At 62.3% G+C, this 17,001-nt stretch carries 12 protein-coding genes; 7 read left to right on the top strand and 5 right to left on the bottom strand.

Going from position 1 to position 17,001, the window contains the following annotated elements:
* Nucleotides 1-560 precede the first annotated feature (560 nt).
* From ACYQ6J_RS16860 to metG, 6 genes are all read left to right on the top strand, one after another.
* Nucleotides 561-1,211, top strand: a complete 651-nt coding sequence (locus ACYQ6J_RS16860) for a DUF5752 family protein (RefSeq protein ID WP_460185362.1) — start codon at nucleotides 561-563, stop codon at nucleotides 1,209-1,211.
* The gene (locus ACYQ6J_RS16855; RefSeq protein WP_460185361.1) at nucleotides 1,211-2,467 is read left to right on the top strand and encodes a glycosyltransferase; all 1,257 of its coding nucleotides are present in this window, start codon (nucleotides 1,211-1,213) and stop codon (nucleotides 2,465-2,467) included. Before ACYQ6J_RS16860 ends, ACYQ6J_RS16855 begins: the two co-directional genes overlap by 1 nt.
* Complete coding sequence (otsB, locus tag ACYQ6J_RS16850; protein ID WP_460185360.1) at nucleotides 2,455-3,252, top strand: trehalose-phosphatase; 798 nt, start codon at nucleotides 2,455-2,457, stop codon at nucleotides 3,250-3,252. The genes ACYQ6J_RS16855 and otsB overlap by 13 nt, the downstream gene beginning before the upstream one ends.
* Nucleotides 3,242-4,744 carry an alpha,alpha-trehalose-phosphate synthase (UDP-forming) gene (locus ACYQ6J_RS16845; protein ID WP_460185359.1) on the top strand — a complete coding sequence of 501 codons (1,503 nt, stop codon included), beginning with the start codon at nucleotides 3,242-3,244 and terminating at the stop codon, nucleotides 4,742-4,744. Before otsB ends, ACYQ6J_RS16845 begins: the two co-directional genes overlap by 11 nt.
* Before the next feature lie 372 nt (nucleotides 4,745-5,116).
* On the top strand, nucleotides 5,117-7,402 hold the full coding sequence (locus ACYQ6J_RS16840) for a glycoside hydrolase 5 family protein (RefSeq protein ID WP_460185358.1): 2,286 nt from the start codon (nucleotides 5,117-5,119) through the stop codon (nucleotides 7,400-7,402).
* 422 nt (nucleotides 7,403-7,824) lie between these two features.
* On the top strand, nucleotides 7,825-9,897 hold the full coding sequence (metG, locus tag ACYQ6J_RS16835) for a methionine--tRNA ligase (RefSeq protein ID WP_460185357.1): 2,073 nt from the start codon (nucleotides 7,825-7,827) through the stop codon (nucleotides 9,895-9,897).
* Between the two features lie 66 nt (nucleotides 9,898-9,963).
* Here the strand turns inward: metG and ACYQ6J_RS16830 are convergent, their stop codons facing one another.
* Nucleotides 9,964-10,302: a tetratricopeptide repeat protein gene (locus ACYQ6J_RS16830; RefSeq protein ID WP_460185356.1), complete on the bottom strand. Its 339-nt coding sequence runs from the start codon at nucleotides 10,300-10,302 to the stop codon at nucleotides 9,964-9,966.
* A gap of 309 nt (nucleotides 10,303-10,611) precedes the next feature.
* Nucleotides 10,612-12,111: a DUF1570 domain-containing protein gene (locus ACYQ6J_RS16825; RefSeq protein ID WP_460185355.1), complete on the bottom strand. Its 1,500-nt coding sequence runs from the start codon at nucleotides 12,109-12,111 to the stop codon at nucleotides 10,612-10,614.
* 519 nt (nucleotides 12,112-12,630) lie between these two features.
* Here ACYQ6J_RS16825 and ilvB point away from each other — a divergent pair.
* Nucleotides 12,631-14,421, top strand: a complete 1,791-nt coding sequence (gene ilvB, locus ACYQ6J_RS16820) for a biosynthetic-type acetolactate synthase large subunit (protein ID WP_460185354.1) — start codon at nucleotides 12,631-12,633, stop codon at nucleotides 14,419-14,421.
* Between the two features lie 263 nt (nucleotides 14,422-14,684).
* Here ilvB and ACYQ6J_RS16815 read toward each other — a convergent pair whose 3' ends face one another.
* The 3 genes from ACYQ6J_RS16815 to ACYQ6J_RS16805 all read right to left on the bottom strand — a co-directional run bounded on the left by ACYQ6J_RS16815 (nucleotide 14,685) and on the right by ACYQ6J_RS16805 (nucleotide 16,944).
* Nucleotides 14,685-14,900 carry a hypothetical protein gene (locus ACYQ6J_RS16815; protein WP_460185353.1) on the bottom strand — a complete coding sequence of 72 codons (216 nt, stop codon included), beginning with the start codon at nucleotides 14,898-14,900 and terminating at the stop codon, nucleotides 14,685-14,687.
* A gap of 129 nt (nucleotides 14,901-15,029) precedes the next feature.
* Entirely contained in the window at nucleotides 15,030-16,121 is a 1,092-nt protein-coding gene (locus tag ACYQ6J_RS16810) for a DUF1559 family PulG-like putative transporter (RefSeq protein ID WP_460185352.1), read from the bottom strand.
* 430 nt (nucleotides 16,122-16,551) lie between these two features.
* Nucleotides 16,552-16,944, bottom strand: coding sequence for a bifunctional nuclease family protein (locus ACYQ6J_RS16805; RefSeq protein ID WP_460185556.1), 393 nt, complete (start codon nucleotides 16,942-16,944; stop codon nucleotides 16,552-16,554).
* Between the last annotated feature and the right edge of the window lie 57 nt (nucleotides 16,945-17,001).

Here is a 17,001-nt window from a genome sequence, read left to right as displayed (position 1 = left end):
GCGACGCAGCATCGCGGGGCAACATCCCCCACCGCCGAAAGAGAACCTCTGCGTGGCCGCGTTTCCCTGTCTCCGTGGTTTGTGCCCGTCAGGATATATTGATTCTGCGCAAAATATAATGTACATATGTACCGAATTCAAAGCAGCGCGATTTGACTTTTGCGTTCCCAACCCCTATGCTTTACAAGTAATGGTTCGATGTCGCACGCGAGAGCAAGTTTCGCCATCTCGGCTGTGCGGCCCGTCCTCTGTCAGCCAAATCGGTTCCGGACTCATTGATGTCCGGTCATTAGCCGTTGCACTCCGTCGTTCTGCTTGGCTGGTTCCGGGTTTCGGACGGAGTATCCGTGAGGAATCGCCGTCGTCTCGCGGACGGCGGTTCGTCGGTCCGCGGGACGCGATTCTTCGCGACGGGCCAATCATGAAAACATCTTGTGCCGGAAAAAGGTGCCCACCCGCTTCCGTGCGGGTCTGCGCACTGCTAGGTCGCAATGCACCGTCTGCGACCATTAGCGAATGGCGTTCGGGCGAACCCGACGCAGTGAAAGGAAGGTAGTGAAATGACGTTCATTGTGAAAGACTGCGCTCTGATCGCGCTGGCCGGAGGCAGGCACGCGACCAACCTGGGCGAACTGAAGTCGATCCTCGGCACGATTCCCTCCGACTCCATCTATCACCATTTTTGGGGCGGGCTTCTGCAACCGCGGTTCGACGACCCCGAGTACCGCAACGACTTCGCGGTATGGGTGCAGCGGGAACTGCACGATCACGTCTTGGCCGAGCGACTGGCGATCATCGACCCGGCGGAGTTCGACGACCTGGAGGTGTTGCGGACTACGTTGATCGACCTGATCGAAGAGCGGATCGACGAGAAGGAACTGCTGAACTGGCTTCCCGCCGGCGCCCCCTTCCACTTCCTGCGTTCGAGGATCGTGGTCTTCGATTCGGGCCTTCGGGCGGAGACGCCGGAGGACCTGTATCGGCTTCTGCCGCGGTTGTCGTCCGGTTGCATTTTTTACCACTGCATCGACGCGCGGCGCCGGAACGCCGACCATTCGGATGACTTCTCGGTGTGGCTGCGCGATTTCGGAGAACCGTGCGCGGAGCTTTGCGGTCGCTTGGCCGAGATCGACCCGTATTTCGGCGGCCTGACACAATTGAAGAGCCAGATCGAGGAAGTTTTTGCGAGCATTTACGGAGGCGCCGCGTGATGAGCAGTCTGTTGGAACGTTATAGCGAAACCGCGGGACCGGAGGCCGTCGAGCAGTTGAAGCAATTGGCTGCGCCGTTGCGGGGAAGTCGCATCGTGCACGTCAATTCCACGCGAACCGGCGGCGGCGTCGCCGAAATCCTGAATCAATTAGTCCCTTTGCTGACCGAATTGGGTTTGACCGTCGAGTGGCATGTCATCGAAGGCAACCCCGTGTTTTTCTCGTGCACCAAGAAGTTTCACAACTGCTTGCAAGGGGGAGGCGAACCGCCCACGCCCCACGAACTGCACGAGTACGAGCGGGTCAACGCGGAAAACGCCGAGCGGATGCGCGACGTGCTCCGTGAAGCGGACCTGGTGGTCATCCACGATCCCCAGCCGGCGCCGCTATTGAACTTCACGCCGGACCGCAAAGGCCGATGGATTTGGCGCTGCCACATCGACGTGAGTCGGCCCGTCCGCGCGGTGTGGCACTATCTGCGGCGGTTCTTGCGGGATTACGAAGCGAGCATTTTTTCGTTGGCGGACTTCGCGCGGGCATTGCCTCACCCTCAATACCTCATCGCTCCCGCCATCGATCCCTTCAGCCCCAAGAATTGCGACTTGTCGGACGAGTTCATCGCCAATGTCTTGAGCGATTTCGGGCTGGACCCGGAGCGACCGCTCTTGCTCCAGGTTTCGCGATTCGATCGTTTCAAGGATCCGGTGGGCGTGATCCAGGCCTTTCGCATGGTCAAGCCGTTTTTCCCTCGGGCACAGCTTGTGTTGGCGGGCGGGAGCGCCGACGACGACCCGGAAGGAGCGGCGGTTCTGGCGGAGGTCCGTGCCGCCGCCGAGAGCGAAGCGGGATCGGTGTTCATCCTGGAATTGCCGCCCGATGCGCACCGCATCATCAACGCCCTTCAGCGGGCCGCTCACGTCGTCATCCAGAAATCGACCAAGGAGGGCTTCGGCCTGACCGTGGCGGAGGCCCTCTGGAAGGGCAAACCGGTCATCGGCGGCAACACGGGCGGAATTCGCTTGCAAGTGGTCAACTATCACACCGGATTCTTGGTCAACACCCCGGAGGGCGCCGCGATGCGGATTCGCTACCTCCTGCAAAATCCCGAGTCCATGGCGCGGATGGGCGAAACGGGACAACGCCATGTGCGCGAGAACTTCCTCTTGTCGCGATTGGCCAGGGAACATCTGACCTTGATGAACTTCCTCCTCCATCGCGACTCGGAACGCATCGACATGACGCAATGGAATTCTTGAAACCGAACGTAGATATCGACGCCTTCTTCGCCCGACTGGCGGGCGGGGCGCGCGGGGTTTTGCTGTGCGACTACGACGGGACGCTGGCCCCGTTTCGTGAGGTCCCCGCCGAGGCTGTGCCCTATCCTTGGGTGCCCTCGCTGTTGGAGGCGATTTCGTCGTCCGGGACGCGCGTGATCATGGTGACGGGCCGCGCGGCCGACGATCTGGCCGCCGTCTTTCCCCTCGAAGGGCTGGAGGTTTGGGCCTCGCACGGTCGCGAACGGCGATTGCCGGACGCCCGCATCGCCGTCCTGCCCGCCGAACCCGCCGCCGAACAGGCCCTGGACGCATTGCAAGATCGCCTCGGCAAGACGCTTGCGGCGGCGCGAAGCGAACGCAAGCCCGGCGCGTTGGCGGTGCACGTCCGTGGTCTTTCCAACGAGGAAATCGCCGCTACCGAGCGGGAAGTGCGCCGACTCGCCGATTCTCCCGCCGCAAAACCGCTCCAACTGCTCCCCTTCAACGGCGGTTGGGAGTTTCGCGCCGCGGGGGCCGACAAGGGGCGTGCCGTGCGCACCGTCTTGGAGGAGGAACGCGAGACCACACCGGTCGTCGCTTACTTGGGCGACGATCGCACCGATGAGGACGCCTTCGCGGCGCTCGGTCCCCGGGGGCTGAACGTGCTGGTTTCGGCCCGGTCGAGACCCAGCTTGGCGGATATCCGCTTAACTGGCGAAGAGGAAGTGCGTGCATTCCTCACGCGCTGGTTGATGAGTGTAAAGGAGGGTCGTCATGCGGGATGACTACCGATCTCGATTGTTGATCGTTTCCAATCGCCTACCGCTGAAAGTGGTGCCCGGCCCCGACGGAAAAGCGACTTTCGAACCGGGTTCCGGCGGGTTGGTGACGGCCCTGGCCCCCGTCCTCCGCAATCGCGGCGGGACGTGGATCGGTTGGCCGGGCGTGAACGCCCAACAGGCCCCCGAAAACTTGCCCGAATTGATGGAGCAAGCGGGGAAACAGTTGGGATACCGTATCCGGCCCGTGGCGCTGCACAAAAAGGAAGTCAAGCTCTTCTACGAAGGCTTCTCCAACGAGGTCCTGTGGCCGATCTTTCACGATTTTCCCAGCTTGGCGAAATTCGATCCCGACTATTGGGAGGCCTATCGGGCGGTCAATCGCAAGTATGCCGAGGCCATCGCCGAGCACAGTCAACCGGGAGACTTCATCTGGATCCACGACTACCAATTGATGTTGGTTGCCGAAGAGTGCCGCAAACTGGGCGTGGACGGCATGTTCTCCTTCTTCCTGCACATCCCGTTTCCCTCCTTGGGGATGTTCCTCAAAATCCCTTGGCGAACGGAAATCCTCCGCGGACTGCTGGCCTACGATCTGCTCGGCGTCCAAACCGCATGGGATCGCCGCAACCTGATGGATTGCGTGCGGAGCCTGATGCCGGAGGTCGTGTGGCGCGGTCGCGGTCGCGTGGCTTCGACCTCGCTGGAGAACCGCGACGTTCGGATCGGCGATTTTCCCATCTCCATCGACTACCGCGGATTCATGCGGCAGGCCAAGAGCGAGCCTGTGCTGCAAAAGGTCCGCGCTATCCGAAAAAATCTGGATAAGCGGACGATCATCCTCGGAGTCGATCGTCTCGATTACACCAAGGGCATTCTGTACCGCCTGGCGGCCTTCTACGAGGCCCTGGTCCGCTATCCGGAACTTCGCGAAAAGACCACCCTGGTGCAGGTCGCCGTCCCCAGTCGAACGGGAGTTCCGCAGTACAAGCGGCTCCGCGCTCGAATCGAACGCATGGTGGGACGCATCAACGGCCAATTCACGCGCCCGGGATGGATTCCCGTACACTACATTTTCCGGTCGTTGTCCCGGGAGGAACTGCTGGGCTACTACCGTGCGGCCGACATCGCTCTGGTGACGCCTTTGAAGGACGGCATGAATCTTATCGCCAAGGAATACTGCGTCACGAACGTGGATAACGACGGCGTGCTGATTTTGAGCGAGTTCGCGGGTGCCGCTTCGCAACTTCAAATCGGCGCCTTGTTGGTCAATCCGTTCGATGTGGTGGGTACGGCGGACGCCATCTACCGCGCCTGCAAGATGCCCGTGAGCGAGCGCAAGTCGCGGATGCGCAAGATGCGTGCCGCCATCCGAAAACAGGACGTCTTTTGGTGGGTGGACTCTTTTCTCCGCAGCGCCATCGCCAAGGACCTGAGCGAATTCCCGTCCCTGGACGAATACTCGCCGCTGATGCCGACCGAGGCCGTCGAAGTGTGAACCCGGCACGCTCCCCGCGCGCCGCCCGACGTCGCCCGCGGACCGCCGCTTGCCTTCGGATAGCGTCCCAATCCGGCGGTGGTTCGTGGGCGGCGCTGAAACACCTCCGGCTGACGCCGGAGGCTCTAAATTGGCGCCGTAAGCTCTGAGTCAGCGCCGGAGGCTCCCAGCGTAATCCGGCAGTGAAAACTTGAAAGCAAAATATAGAGCCGCCGGCGTAAGCCGGCGGTGGAAATGAGACTGGGCGGCGAATCGCACGGTGGGGGCGTTGGACGACGTTCCGGCGTTCCACGCGTTCCGCCGCTGCGGCGTTGCCCCCGGCCCGCCGATCGCCTTCGGATAGCGTCCCAATCCATACGCGAGGGTTTAACGATGCTGCCACTGACCCGCTCGCACCATCCGCGCGTCCGCCCAAACAACTCCCAGCATAGCGGTACTCGTACCGGCGGCGGTTTGGCGCCCTCGAGGCGATTCGGCCGCGCGGCGTCGTCATGGATTTGCCGTCTTGCGTCCTTGGCTTTGCTGGGCGTGCCGTGGGGACCTTCCGTCGCGTGGAGCGCCGAGGCGAAGCCCCGGTTGGAGTTGGTGTGGTCGCGCGACACGGTGCCCGCCGGTGAGAAAATCGAGGCGGAGGTCCGCTGCGATCGCGAATACGCCCGACCGTTCGACCCGGAGTGTGCGGCGTTGGATGTCGTCTTGGTCGATCCCGCCGGCGCGACGATTCGGCTCCCCGCCTTTTGGATGCAACCGTTCGAACGGCGGACCGTAGGACGAGACGACTGGTGGCATCCCGTCGGCAAGGCAGGCTGGTACGTCCGATTCTCACCGCAACGGGAGGGGACGTATCGGGCAAGGGCCGTCTTGCGGGACGATTCGGGCGAGAGCGTGTCGGCCGAAACGGCGTTTCGCTGCGAAGGCTCGGTCGGTCGCGGCTTTCTTCGGATCGCCAAGGAAAACCCTAGATTCCTGGCCTGGGACGACGGCACGCCTTTTTTTGCCGTCGGCCAGAATTTGGCGTTCATCGGCGAAGGTCAATACTTCAATGTCAGCCGCACGGAAGGGGCCTTCACCAAGCTGGCGGAAAACGGGGCCAATTTTCTGCGTGTTTGGACGTGCTGCGAGGATTGGGCGCTCTGCTTGGAAGGCCGCAAGAGTGCCTGGACTCGGACCTGGAGTTGGGATCCGCCGGTCGTGGATTTGCCGGGTGAAACGCCCCCTCCGCCGACTCCGGCCGGCATCGTTGGGCCGGCGCCGCGGAAGGCCGTCCGTTGGCCGGGCGGGCGACCGCTTCGACCGGACCGTCCCCATCGCGTCGCCGTTCGACCGGACGGCGAGTATCGCCTGGAGTTGGTCTTCCTGACTTCCCACCCGGGCCGATTTCGTGGGAAATGCCTTGGCCGAGAATTCTCCGCCGAGGTGCCGGCGTCTGCGGCGGGTCGCTGGACGACGCTGAGTTTTCCCCTTCGCGCAGGCGGCGACACCTGGTGGCTCGGCCCTATCGAATTGCAATGGGACGTTGAAGGAACCGTCTATCTGTACCGATTGGAACTGCGCGAGGCCGGCGGCGGTCCCAACCTGCTCCCGGAGGCCGCCCCCAATCTGCCGGTGCTGGGTTGGTACCATCCGCTCGATTGCGCCCAACTCGATCACTTGGTTGAGGCCGCGAAGGCGTCCGGCATCGTGCTGCAATTGTGCCTTCTGACACGAGACCTCTACATGCACCGACTGAAGAATCCCGCCGATCCCGCCTATGATGCGGCGGTGGCCGACGCCAAACGACTGCTCCGCTACGCCGTGGCGCGTTGGGGGTATTCGCGGGCGGTGGGAGTTTGGGAGTATTGGAACGAGATGGACCCCGGCTTACCCACCGATCGATTCTATCAAGAGTTGGGCGACTACTTGAAGGTGACGGATCCGTACGGTCACCTCCGAGCCACCAGCACATGGGGCCCTTCGCCCAAGGATTGCCGTCACCCCGCGTTGGACATAGCGCAGGTGCACTATTATCTTCGGCCGACCGACCGCGAGCGCATTCGCGACGTCACCGCCGCCGTCGTAGATCGGACCGCCTTTCTCCGCCAGCATGCCCCCGAAAAGCCGGCCCTGATCGCCGAGTTCGGCTTGGCCGACGATCGTTGGGGCGAAGACCCCGAGATGCGAAACGACGCGGAACTCCTGCACTTCCGCCAATCGCTGTGGGCATCGGCGGTATCGGGGACGTCCGGCACGGTCATGTTTTGGTGGTGGGATCGTCTCGATCGGATGAACGCCTATCCGCACTATCTGCCGGTCTCGCGATTCGCGCAACGCATTCCGTGGTCCGACCCGAACTTGCGGCCTTCGGCGATGACCGCGCCGGGCCAGGGCGTCCGGGTATTGGGTTTGCAGACGGATCGGGCCGCCTATCTGTGGATGGTTCGCGACCAAGCGTCGTGGTTGGCACGGCAGCGTCACGAACCGCCGCCCGAGGCGAAGCCGGTCGTTGTCTCCGGTTTGTCCCTGCCGCCCGGACGCTACCTCGTCCGTTGGTGGGACACGCGCACGGGTGAAGCGATTGAGGAGACGCCGTGGTCCCCGAGCGCGGACGATTCCTTGACGACGCCGCCCTTCGCGGAGGACCTCGCCGCCGAGATTCTTCCCGCGGACGAAAAGCCCTGAAACGGCGGTGGATCGTGGGCGGCGCTGAAACACCTCCGGCTGACGCCGGAGGCTCTAAGTCTGCGTTGGAGGCTCTAAATTGGCGCCGTAAGCTCTGAGTCAGCGCCGGAGGCTCCCAGCGTAATCCGGCAGTGAAAACTTGAAAGCAAAATATAGAGCCGCCGGCGTAAGCCGGCGGTGGAAATGAAACTGGGTGGCGTAAGCCGGCGGTGCAAATGAGATTGGGCGGGGCAATGCAACGGTGGACGCCGGTTGGCGGACCTGCGACCTGTGTTGGATCGCGCGGCGACCTTTCGAGAATAACCGGCGGGGGGTAGAATACCGGCTTACTCGTTTCTTTGGAAAGGTTTGCCGGCGTTGCCGCGTTCCACCGTCACCTCCGGCGGGTCGTCGCGGTTCGCCCCGATGCATTTGCGACCCCCATGACTCCACGACGCATCTTGGTCACCAGCGCGCTCCCCTACGCCAACGGGCCGATCCATATCGGCCATTTGGTGGAGTACATTCAGACCGACATTTGGGTTCGGTTTCAGAATCTCCGCGGCCATCGCTGCCTGTACATGTGCGCCGACGACACGCACGGCACGGCGATCATGATTTCGGCCCAGCGGGAGGGCATCCCTCCCGAGCGGTTCATCGAGATGATGCACGCCGCGCACGTCCGCGATTTTACGGGCTTCGACATTCGGTTCGACAACTACGGCAGCACGCACAGCGAACAGAACCGGCGCATGTGCGAACTGTTCTGGAAGGCCATGCGGAAGGCCGACCTCGTGGTCGAACGTGAGGTGACGCAACTCTACGATCCCACGGCGGGCGTGTTCTTGGCCGACCGCTTCGTCAAGGGCACGTGTCCCAACCCGGCCTGTCGGGCGCCCGACCAATACGGTGACAGTTGCGATCGTTGCGGCTACACCTACAGCCCCACCGATTTGATCGACCCCGTCAGCACGATTTCCGGGGCCAAGCCCGAGTTGCGGTCGTCCATCCACCTATTCCTGCAAATCGAAAAGCTCCACGACTTTCTGGAAGAGTGGACGCAGGGCGGCGATCACCTGCAACCGGAGATTGCGAATTACCTGAAGGGCCATTTCCTCAACGAACCGTTGCGGGATTGGGACATCTCGCGGCCCGCCCCTTATTTCGGCTTCGAAATCCCCGACAGTCCCGGCAACTATTGGTACGTCTGGTTCGACGCCCCCATCGGCTACGTCGGATCTACGCTGCAATGGTGTGAACGCACCGGCGAGAAGTTGGAAGACTGGTGGTGGAATCCGGAAAGCGAAATCCACCACTTCATCGGTAAGGACATCACCTACTTCCACTGCCTCTTTTGGCCGGCCATGCTGAAGACCGCCGGTTTGAACCTCCCCAAGAAGGTTCACATCCACGGATTCCTCACGGTCAACGGCGAGAAGATGTCGAAGTCCAAGGGGACGTTGATTCGGGCGGAAACCTACCTGAAGCATTTGGACCCGTCCTACCTGCGGTATTTCTACGCGTCCAAGCTCTCGTCGCGGGTGGAGGACATCGACCTGAATTTCGACGAGTTCGCACAGAAAATCAATTCGGACCTGGTGGGAAACGTGGTGAATCTGGCCAGTCGGACCGCCCGGTTTTTGGAGGGCGACACGCTTTCGGCCGCGTATCCCGACGACGGCGGTTTGTTCGCGCAGGCCGCCGCCGAAGGCGAGGCCGTCGCCGAGGCCTACGAGACCTGCGACTACGGGCGGGCGATCCGCATCATCTTGGCGGCGGGCGACCGGGCCAATCGCTTCATCGAACAAGCCGCGCCCTGGAATCTCAAGAAAGATCCCGCCCGTCGCGAGACCCTCCGCGACGCCTGCACCGTCGGCCTGAATCTGTTCCGCCAAATCGCCGTCTATTTGGCCCCCGTGCTCCCCCGCTTGGCCGAGCAAACCGGCAGGTTGCTCAATGATCCGATCGTATCGTGGAGGCAGGCAGGGGAACCGCTCACCGGACGGCGAGTCGAGAAGTACACTCACCTGATGACGCGCGTGCCGAAGGAAGGAATCGAAGCCATGACCGCGGAAAGCCGAGAAGGCGATGCCCCCACTCCCGCCGCGAGCGCGGCGGACGTCCCCGGTGCCCCAGTTCCCTCCGCCGACGATGCCGCACCGCTCCAAGCCGAACCGCTCGTCGCCGAAACGATCTCCATCGACGACTTCACCAAGGTCGATCTCCGCGTCGCCCGTGTTGTCTCGGCCGAGGAGGTCCCCGGCGCCGACAAGCTTCTCAAGCTAAAGCTCTCGCTGGGCGGCGAGGAGCAACGGACGGTTTTCGCGGGCATCAAGAAGGCTTATCGTCCCGAGCAATTGATCGGCCGACTCGTCATCTGCGTGGCCAATTTGGCCCCCCGCAAGATGCGTTTCGGCGTGAGTGAAGGGATGATTCTCGCGGCGGGGACGGGCGATAGCCAAATCTTCCTCTTAGCGCCGGACGAGGGCGCCAAACCCGGCCATCGCGTGCATTGAGCGCCGTCCTCCGCGCGGGTCTCGATGAAGGAAAGGGGCGGAATCGCGGGAATCTGCCACCGGCGACTAGGCCTGCGTCCGCTTTTGCAGGGCGGCAACCTGCGCCTGCCGGGCCTGCCACATCGCTTGCTCGGCTTCCGGAATCATCCCCGCCTTTTGGCAGATCAGGCTGAGGGAAATGAAGCTGAAGGGGTCTTCCGGTTCCAGTTCGCAGACCTTTTGGGCGTGCGACACCGCCTTTTCGTGTTCGCCCATTTTGCTGTAGAAAACGCTCAAAGCGGCGTGCGCCAGCGGCCAATTCCCGTCCTGCTCCAGGAGTTCGTGGAGCTTGGCGATCGCTCCGTCCAAATCTCCCTGTTGTTGGAGCGCGATTGCCGCATCGTACATTTCATCCAAATTCGCCATGATCGACTCTTCCTCCTAAGGACAGGAACGGTAGCTTGGATGGGCGTTTTTTCGACCCGCACCGAAAGGCTCCCGGTCTGCGGGCCGACGCCGATGTTGAACGCATACAGGAACCCTTCATGGTACGCCGCACAATCGCGTGCGGCTAGTGCCGAGCGGATCGCCGGCGGCGCGCGTCGGCGGGGCGAGGCCCTCGCCATCTTCCGATCGCCTGCCATCTTGCAATCGCGGGCGTGAGCGGACGACGACCGCGGCGCGGTCCGGCGAGTCGCGGGAGGTGATTCTTCATGCCCAGGCGCGAGCGGGATTCTAGCGCGATTCCAGACGCATGGGCGGCAAAGGGGGCATCGCCTTGAGGTATTGCAGGTACTCTTCATCCAGTCCCGCAAAGCTGCGACCGGTGAGTCGCGCCAGGGCGTCGGGGGTATCCGTGCCGCGATAGACGGCCAATAGGCACTGCACCATCGCCTCGCGGTATTTGCCGCCGTCATAATGGATCAGAAAGTTCGTGATCCCCGCCGCTTGGCTGTAGATGGCCCCGATCCGCGCGTCGCTCTGCCAATCGTCCATCGTCATGGCGGTGAATTCGCGAAAGGGGATGTAGAAACCGTCTTGCAGGCGCCGGAAGCGGGCGGCGATCATGCGAGGCGTGTCGATCCCACCCAGCACCAGGAAATCGCCCTCGCGGCGGAGCGTCTCCATGTACATGGCCGCCCCCTCGATGACCCAAAAGTTGCTCCGCCGTCCCGCCGTCGGCGCCACGCGCCCCAATTCGTAAAACAATTGATGCGTGGCCTCGTGGTAAACGGTGGTCACGTCGAGGGATTGCTCCAAGTCGCCTCCCTCGGGCGGATCATGGAAGAAGAAGTACGCCGTGCGTCGGTCGCCCACGTACATTCCCCCCGTAATCTCGATTTGCGGCGCGCGGTTGCGAAGGGCCTCGTTGTACTCGCTGCGCGTGCGGAAGACCACCACTTTGTGCTGCATAGGCTGGGGGGCGAACGCCCGAGACCTGGCGTCGAACAGCGATAGCACCTGGGCTTCGGTAAGGTAATAGCGGACGAAGAGTCGGCTCCAAAGCTCGTGCAGCGTCTCCAGCTTTTTGCCGACCAAGGCCGCGCCTTCCAGGCTGTGGTCGGTCCAGACCTGAAAGTGCTCGGTGTCCACGGTCCAACCGGTGTTGGTCTCGCGGCGGCGGCGAGCGTCCTCCTCGGCGGAGATCCAGCGCGGTTCGGCGGGGCGCTCTCCGCGCTCGAATCGCGGGAGTTGTGCCTTGGGAATCCAACCGAAACGATCGTCCCAGATTTGTCCTGCGCGGAGTCGGCCGACCTCGTATCGGGTCCGCCATTCGCCCGCATACGGTTGGTAACCGAAGATGCGGCGGAGCGCCTCGTGGTCGGGATTTTCGTGCAGGGCCCGAAGGGCGAGGTCCAACGCCAAGCCCGCCCGGCCTTGACGGACCGCTCCGCGCGCCAAGGCGAACAAGTCCTCGGCCTGCTGCCGACGCAAGGCCATCCATTTTTGGTACCAGTCTTGGACCGCGGGGGCGGCCTCGTCCGATGGAGTTTCTCCGCCTATCTTGTTCGGGAGAATCGGGACCAGCAGTCGATCCTGAGCGACGGGCTGGAGCCATGCCCGGGTTCGCCGTGCAGGCTCGGCCAGGCCTTGCGATTCGCACCAGTCGGCCAATTGCCCCAGCTTTTCCCGGTAGGCCTCGAACTTCCGCTGGACCGCGGCGGCCAACTCATCCGCATCGGCCGCAGGAGGGGCAATCACCCCCATCACGACCAGCGGCACGACAATGAACATCAGTTTCGATAGTAGTGACAGCGACGATTTCAGGGCCGAATCCCCCTAATTGACGGGGCTGCGAATCGAAGCGAGCACGGGCGATAGGGCACTCGCCCCACTTCTTATAGTCTAGTTTCCGAAAAGATCGGTTCCGTAATGCGAACCGAGAATTGAGATTCGGCGTCTCATGGAGATACGCCGACGGTCTGGCCTTCGCCGCCGAAGGCCTGGGCGGTGTGCCCCGTAGGGTGTTGAGCGTACAATAGATTTACGTCGATTTCGGGGATAGCGTGCTAGGGTTGTGTGGCTGAGCGCGGCGCGGTCTCGACAATGGTGCGACGCGCGAAATGCCGCGGCATGCCGGGCGAACCCTGGCCGCTGCTCGGGGCATTCCTACGGTTGATCTGATGTGTTGGCCGGTCTCGGTACTGAGATTAGCAGGGCCGGACAGGGTGTTATGACATCGGCGCTGGGCGGCGGTCCGCTCGCCGCTGAGGCGTTTGGTAAGTTCCGGGTTTCGTTTGAGGAGGAGTGTCCGTGTCCACGGCTGTGCAGTCATCCCGCCAAGTGCAAATCACGTCTCGAAACGAAGAACTCGTCAGCGGGGCGGAGATCGTCGTACAGTCGTTGGTCAATCACGGCGTGGATGTAGTGTTTGCCTATCCCGGCGGGGCCAGCATGCCGATCCATCAAGCCCTCACCCGGTTTCGCGACAAGCTCCGCGTGGTCTTGCCGCGGCACGAGCAAGGCGGTGGGTTTGCAGCGCAAGGTTATGCGCGATCGACCGGCAAGGTGGGGGTTTGCGTTTCGACCAGCGGGCCGGGCGCCACCAACCTGATTACGCCGGTCGCCGATGCCAAGCTGGATAGCGTCCCCATCATCGCGATCACGGGTCAGGTGGCCACGCCCGTCATCGGCACCGACGCCTTCCAGGAAACCCCCATCGTCGAGGTCAGCCGCAGCGTGACCAAGCACCATTACCTGGTGACGGACGTCCGCGACTTGGCCCGAGTTCTGCGGGAGGCTTTTTACGTGGCCTCCACGGACCGCCCGGGACCGGTGCTCATCGACATCCCCAAGAACGTGCAAATCGCCCAGACCAAGCCGGACTACGATGCCCCCATGGACCTGCCGGGTTATCGGCCCAAGACGGCCAGGGCCAGGCCCGAGGAAATTCGCGAAGTCGCCCAGGCCATTCGCAAGGCGCGACGGCCCGTCATTTATGCGGGCGGCGGCGTCATTACCGCCGGAGCCCACGCCGAACTGCGGGAATTGGTGGAAAAGACCAATATCCCCGTCACCATGACCGCGATGGGCCTTGGCGGGTTCCCGGGCGACCATCCGCTCTCCCTCGATATGCTGGGCATGCACGGCAGCGTGTACGCCAACTTCGCCGTGGCCGAGTGCGACCTGCTTCTGGCGTTCGGCGTCCGCTTCGATGACCGCGTGACGGGCAAGGTGGCGGAATTCGCCAAGAATGCCGTCATCGTCCATATCGACGTCGATCCCTCCGAAATCAATAAGGTCAAGCAAGCGCACATCGCCGTGGTCAGCGATCTGCGATACGCGCTCCAGGAACTGAATCAGATCGTGCAACCGCCGGAGGACATCTCCGAGTGGTTAGAGAAGATTCGCGTCTGGAAGGAGACGGAGCCTTTCCGCTACCGCGAGCATCCTGACGCCATTCTGCCGCAGCAGGCGATCTACGAACTGTGGAAGTTGACGAAGGATCAAGACGCGATCATCAGCACGGGCGTGGGCCAGCATCAGATGTGGACCGCCCAGTTCTACAAGTTCCGTCGCCCACGGACGTGGCTGTCCAGCCTGGGCCTGGGAACGATGGGCTTCGGCTTGCCCGCCGCGATGGGCGCCAAGGTCGCCCATCCCGACAAGCTCGTGGTCGATATCGACGGCGACGGCAGCTTCTTGATGAACATCCAGGAGATGGCCACCTGCCATTGCGAAAAGATTCCCGTCAAGGTGCTGCTCCTGAATAACCAGCACTTGGGCATGGTGGTGCAGTGGGAGGACCGATTCCATGCCAGGAATCGGGCACACACCTACCTGGGGCCGATCGATCAACCGGAGGCCGTCGGCTTGGGCGAGGGATTGGTCCCCAAGCACTATTACCCCGATTTCGTCACTCTGGCGAAGGGCTTTTCGTGGCGGGCGCGTCACATCCGGCACAAGTCCGAACTGATCGACGGCCTGAAGGAGATGATCGAAAGCGAAGAGCCTTACCTGCTGGACGTGTTGGTGCCTTATCAAGAACACGTCCTGCCGATGATCCCCTCCGGCATGACCGTCCGCGAGCTGATCCGCGAGTAGACGGTTGCGAGGGGGTACCGCCGCTCGAAAGACACCGCCGGCTCACGCCGGCGGCTCTAGTTGCATGCCATCACCACCAGCTTGCGCTGGTGGCTCATGTTCCATGCCATCACCGCCGGCTCACGCCGGCGGTGATGGGTTTGCCAGTTTACCAATTCGCGATCGCGCAGGGAGCCTCCAGCATGAGCTGGAGGTGTTTCGGCGCCACCCAGCGTTCCAAGCGGATCGCTGAAGGCAACAGGCGGGCCGATCGAGCGATCGCATTACGGATTGGGACCACCCATGCCGGGCGCTCCGGCGGGAGGCGCCCCCATTCCCGGTCCTCCCGGGGTGAGTCCCTCGGCGGGATTCGCGATCTTCAAGGGTTCCTTGGCAGTCTCGGCCTTGAACTCCGGATTATCCTCCGGACGCTTTCCGCAGCCCAAGCCGGTCGCCGTCAAAATGGCTAGGCTTGCCCCGAGGACGATCAGACGCTTCATATTTCGCACTCCCGATCCTTGAGTTGAAGGAAAATCCAGAGGACCGAGATGCCGAATCGAATCTCGGTCCTCGACGATGCCTTGCAAAGAAGCCGACGTTCCTATCCGAACCGATCGACGGGATCGGCTTCAGAAGGCGTTTTGCATGGTCAAGCCGTCGGCGATCGAATTCAAGCGGAACCACGTTCCCCACGCGATGTTATCGCGGATGAACTTCACACTGCCGTCCACCAACACGGCGTTCACGCCGCCGGGGTGGAAGCTGGAGGGACTGGGCCATTCGGCGTTCGGTCCCCACGCCGCGATGTAGGTCGGCGTGAAGCTGCCGGGATTCCAGCGGAACCAACTCGGGCTCTTCGATCCGCCGTCCACATTCTTCACGTGCTGGCCCGTCTCATTGCCGCCCCACCCGTTGACCGCCGTTCCGATGAAGGCCGAGCAGGCGATGGCGTCGCCGATGTTGCGGCGTTTCCCCGTCCCGCTGGTGCGGATAGGTCCGCCGTAATGGCCCACCGAGTCTTTCTCGGCGCAAGCGATCGTGTTGGATGTCCCGTCCGTCACTTGGGCCATGTTGGCCGTCCTGGTCTGGGTAAACAATCCGTGGTAGGTGCAGGTCTGCGTGATGGGGTCATCGACCGTGTTCCACGGGGCCGAATTGCCGAGGCAGCAGGTTCCGGCGTGCCAGTGGTATCCCTCCGAACCCGGATAGTTCGTGATGGCGATATTATTAGACTGATTGGACTTGAGGAAATTACCGTCGGACGGGCAGCGGAGTGCCGCCACGTCGGTGCTGACGATCTTTTGCGGGCTGTTACCCTGAAGGTCCGGACCGGTCCAAACCGGAGCCCGGAAGTTGATGGTATCGTAAAGCGGTTTCTGTTCGATGAAAGGGAGGATCATCGAGTTCCAGGTGTGGTGATAGGCGAGTGGGACGGTCGTTCCCGGGCAATTGTCTTGTCCGGAGTCCCCCACCGGCGCTCCCATGCAGCCCATCCCCCAGATCACGCCGGGCGGAAAGCTCTTGTAGGTGTCGTGGTAGTTTTGCAGGGCCAAGCCGACTTGCTTCAGGTTGTTCGTGCACTGCGACCGCCGGGCGGCCTCCCGCGCGGCTTGTACGGCGGGCAAAAGCAATGCAATCAAAATACCGATGATGGCGATCACCACCAACAACTCGACGAGGGTGAATCCCCGTCGCTTGACGAGACTTGAACAATGCTTCATTGTCCACCTCCAATCAAGGGACAAGACAAACAGCGCAACTCGAGCCACGCGAAAAACCGTATCGAACGAAAAAACTCCCGTTCGCGTAACGTTGATGTAAGGGACGATCGAGAACGCGAAAGGAAAAGGCCTTTGTAATCTGCGAAAGTCTTGCTGTGGCATCCCGGCCCACCCAGATCAAACGCCCGGAGCACACCACAGCATTGGGATCCGAAAAACAACCCAATCCGACTCCGTGGATTCTAGTATAAAAAAGACGCGAACCGAGTCAAGCAAATTGCGCGTACCGATTTCACTTCTTGGATATCGCGCGTTCTCGGATAAAAAAGCGCGCTATCGACGCGGGCACGCACCGGCCTGTGAGAGTTAGAGATCGCCAGAACCCGACCCAGATCAGCCGCGCCGTGAGCAGTCGCCCGCCTCGCCCAATCTAGCCGCCGAGGGCCTGTTCCAGCACGCTTTCGTTGACGAAGATCGGCAGGGGCGGATTGCAACGCACTGCAACGGCGATGGCGTCCGAAGGTCGGGCGTCGATCGCCACCAGTTCTCCATCCTGCTTCACGCGCAATTGAGCAAAGTACGTGTGCTCTTTAAGCTCGGTGATGATCACGTCCACCGGTTCCACCCGCAACTCTTGAAAAATGTTCAAAACCAAGTCGTGGGTCATGGGTCGCGGCGTGGTTTCTCCCACCAGGCTGCGACGGATGCTGAAGGCCTCCACGCTGCCGATCACGATGGGAAAAGCCCGCGTGCCGTCCTTCTCTTTCAGGATGATGTACTGCTCGTCGCTGGTCTCGCTGAGGATCAGCCGCGCCAGTTCCATTTGCACGGGCATTGCATCCACCTTGTTTGGGAGTCGTCTCGGGTTCGGGCGGGACGA

This window comes from Thermopirellula anaerolimosa (assembly GCF_054657335.1).
The sequence above is the reverse complement of the archived record's forward strand: the minus strand, read 5'-3'. Positions and strand labels throughout refer to the sequence as shown.